General features: G+C 54.5%; 3 protein-coding genes. 1 reads left to right on the forward strand and 2 read right to left on the reverse strand.

Annotation, left to right across the window (positions count from 1 at the left end; all coding sequences use genetic code 11):
- Window positions 1-1,186, reverse strand: a 1,186-nt coding sequence (locus V6D20_17900) for an O-antigen ligase family protein (protein ID HEY9817656.1), incomplete at its 3' end; no start/stop codon positions are given.
- Window positions 1,167-2,576, reverse strand: a complete 1,410-nt coding sequence (locus V6D20_17905) for a sugar transferase (GenBank protein HEY9817657.1) — start codon at window positions 2,574-2,576, stop codon at window positions 1,167-1,169. The genes V6D20_17900 and V6D20_17905, both read right to left, overlap by 20 nt.
- Before the next feature lie 160 nt (window positions 2,577-2,736).
- Between V6D20_17905 and V6D20_17910 the strand changes: the two genes are divergently transcribed.
- The coding region (locus V6D20_17910; GenBank protein HEY9817658.1) for an exosortase/archaeosortase family protein at window positions 2,737-3,701 on the forward strand (965 nt) is incomplete at its 3' end.

Genomic DNA, 3,701 nt, shown 5'->3' on the forward strand with positions numbered 1-3,701 from the left:
GGCGCATGGTGTCGGTTCGGTTTTTCGGGCTTGAGGCCTTGGGCTCAAAACAGAGCCTCAGTATGGCGGAGATGCCGACAGCCACAAGGAAGCCGAGCAAGAGGCCAAATCCAATCAGCCCGTAGTCCGTGGCGACCTGAAGCCATTCATTGTGAACGTATTCCGGCTTGGTTCTGTAGATGCCGATGTCATTCCTGTCGAGAAACTGGAAACACTCCCATGAGAAACTTTGACTTCCCCCACCTGCTAGGGGATGGCTCAAAACCGCTGAAGCAGCGGCGCCCAGGTAAATGAGTCGAACCGTGTTGTCAAAAAGGCCTCTGTGAGCTGATGATTCATCAAGACCTTTTGCTGCTTGGATATCTTGCCAACCATTGAATAAGAGACCCAGCACAAGCAGAGCCATAAAAGGCATGGCAATGGCAGCGGCAGGGAACCAGCGGGCTTTAGAGCGCTTGGCTTCGATCAGAATGACTCCACCCAAGCAGGTGAGGGCGATTGAGGCGGCGAGGAGTCCGCCACGTGAGCCGGTCCACCAAATCGCTGCCATGCCCATGGTGCCAAGTGTTCCAAGGATGATTTGAACTAAACGCTGTCGTGAGTTCCAAGCTTCTCCAAGAAGCCATATGGATGAAATCAACAGGTAGTTTGCGACATAGTTGTAGTGAAAAAAGAAACCCGTGATAGAGGTGGCGCCGGTAGGATTTGCGAGTAGGGGGCGCCAGCCGGGATTCATTTTTTGTATCAACATCACCACCAAATTGGCCAGCAGTAGGGCGGCGATGCCAGCTGTCAGGGTCCAATGTGCACGCCGGCATTGCTGAATGGCCAACACGCAGATGAAAGCTCCCAGGATTCCGCCAAGCAACATCAGGTCCGCTTCGCCAAACTCCTTTACCGGAGAGAGTATTGCCCGGAAGGAAAACCAGCCGAGAGTAAGGATTCCAAGAACCAGTATCACGGGATTGAGCATTCGACTCGGTTGTCTGAGCAATACCCATGTGCCCGCCGCAGCGGCGATCAGCAGACTCAGCAACGCGGGCCCCCAAGTCCACGAGCTTGTCTGACAGCCAAAAAGAACGGCCAGAACCAGTGATAAGACGAAGAACGCTGCGGATAATATTGCCACTGACGCAAAGTTTAGGTGAATGATCCAGACGCTTCCACTATTTTGCGCCTTTGCCAAAAATCACTGCCGGAACCGTCTTAAGGAGAATGATCAAATCATTCCACAGCGACCAATTGTCGATGTAACGCAGGTCGAGCTGCACCCAATCTTCGAACTCTTGGATATCGTTGCGGCCGGCGATCTGCCACTCACATGTGATGCCTGGTTTGACGCTGAGGCGGCGACGGTGGGTGTGTTTGGAAAAGGCCTCCACCTCATACAGTGGCAGGGGGCGTGGGCCGACCAGACTCATGTCGCCTCGCAGAACGTTGTACAGCTGGGGCAACTCATCGATGCTGAAGCGCCGCAGGAGGCGGCCAAAGGGTAATACGCGCGGATCCCTGCCCAACTTGAAGACGGGACCCTCCATTTCATTGCCATGCTCCTCTTTGATTCTTGTCAGTTGAGCCTCCGCATCAGGGACCATTGTGCGAAATTTCCACATGCGGAAGGGTTTGCCATAGCGACCTGAGCGGCGCTGATGGAAAAAAGCCGGGGCGCCGGGACTGGTGATTTTAATGCCCAACCAGGAGAAAATCCACAGTGGTGATGTCAACAGGATGAGTATGGCAGCTCCAAACCGATCTATCAGTGACTTGCACAAAAGCTCCCATGAGAGGTCAGGGGTGGAGCGCAATACCAGCATCGGTTTATCGCCCAGGGAATCGAAGGCGGGACGGGCGATCTGGTTGCGGATGAATGATGCGGCAATCCAGGCCTCGATGCCTTGGAGTTCGCAGGCTTCTACGGCATCGGCCACTTTTTCAAAGCTGGCGCCTCCGGTCGCAAAGATTACCCGCTCGATGGAATGTTCCTTGATGGTGTTGTAGAGTTCTTCAACGCTGCCCTGTTCCAAGTCAAAGTGATCGACCACTTTCCAGCCAGCGACGATATCCTCATCGAGTGATCCGTATAAAGCCTCGGTTTCATCATTGGTGCCCGCCAACAGGATGCGCTCTTTGGCCTCATCGCTGAGGCGGCGTGTGCTCAGATAGTGGAAGACCAGACGATCACGCGCAAAGAGCAGGAGGACCAGATTGCAGAAGCCGATGCCGAGTGCGAGGCGGCGCACATCGGTGTATTTTGCAAACAGGGCGAACATGCCAATGAATAAGGCCATGACTGCAGCGCCCTTGAAAAGTTGAGCAGCCGCTCGCCCCGCTGACTTGGTTCGCATCATCCGGTAGAAGCCGAAGCGCTCAAGCACCAGAGGGGTGAAGGGAACCGCGATGTAGAGCACCCAAAATACGCTTTGTCGATGATCCTCATCCGATGGCGCTTTGTCCATGAGTGTCAGCACCACGTCCCGAAGATCCCAGGCAAACCAGAAAGCGACAAATACCAGCAATGCGTCCAGAATTTGGAGTGCCTGGATTCGGAATTCCTCGTGACTACGGGCGGCGGACATGAATGGGGAGGGTTGGGCGCAAGAGGGCCTATGCTGTAGGGGACAGTGGGCAGAGTCAGGTGATCTAAGCCAAATTGGAACTGGTGCGCAACCCCCTAGCACGTGATGACCTGCAGCCCTCTTGACACCCTCAGAGGCGACCTTATCCTCGATGTTGCCAATGAACACCGAATCCGTCCCCCCTGATGAGTCCACTGATCCAGTGGCGATCAGAGATCATGCTGCTCCAGCCGGCTCGCCTGTGTCGGCCAACAATTGGATTGGATGGTTGTCTTTGGTTGTTTCAGCAATCGTGATATTGTGGTTTTACGCCGTGGTTCCCCGCTATGGAGGTCTCAGTGCATTCGGCTGGCTTGGCTCGGCATGGAACTCTGAAACCGATTACGAGCATGGACCCTTGTTCCCGCTCATCATCATCGGCCTCTTGATATACCAATTCAAGAGCATCCGTGCGTCAGTCGGTGAGCCTTGCATGTGGGGTCTGCTTGTCCTCTTTGTGGGAATCCTGTGTTACTGGATAGGTTTTCGCACCATGCAGCCTCGCATCACCCTGGGAGCACTCCCTCACATCATTTGGGGCTCAGTCCTTTATTTGTGGGGTTGGCGGACGGCCAAGAAACTCATTTTCCCAGTTTATTTTTTCTGGTTGGCAGTGCCTTTGCCCAGCTTCCAACAGGCCACTGTGCATCTGCAATTATTGGCCACTCATTTGGCTGATATGGGCGCTGGAATTCTGGGTGTGGATACGGTTGTGCAGGGAACTGCGATTTCCTCTGCCGATGGGGACTGGGCGCCAGTCGAGATCGCCAAAGGCTGCAGCGGCATTCGCTCCCTGATGGCCTTGATCATGATATCGGCTGTCTGGGCCTACGTTGCCAATGTGGGTATCTGGAAAAAGCTAATCCTCTTTGGTAGCGCTCTGCCGCTTGCCATCCTGGGTAATGGTCTGCGAGTCACCTCGATTCTGGTTATTGCGAAGTATGGCAACCAAGAGTGGGCGACCGGCACCTGGCACGATTGGTCTGGCTTGCTTCTGTTCTACCCATTCACGCTGATGCTGCTGCTCATCATCCACTCATTGCTTGAAGGTGGATTGCCATGGGTGAAAGGCGGCAACAGAAGGGT

The sequence above is a fragment of the Candidatus Obscuribacterales bacterium genome (assembly GCA_036703605.1).
In the GTDB taxonomy this organism is placed as follows: Bacteria; Cyanobacteriota; Cyanobacteriia; order RECH01; family RECH01; genus RECH01.

Coding starts and splice junctions, on each gene's coding strand:
- V6D20_17905 (HEY9817657.1), bottom strand. CDS start 2,576: ATGTCCGCCGCCCGTAGTCACGAGGAATTCCGAATCCAGGCACTCCAA.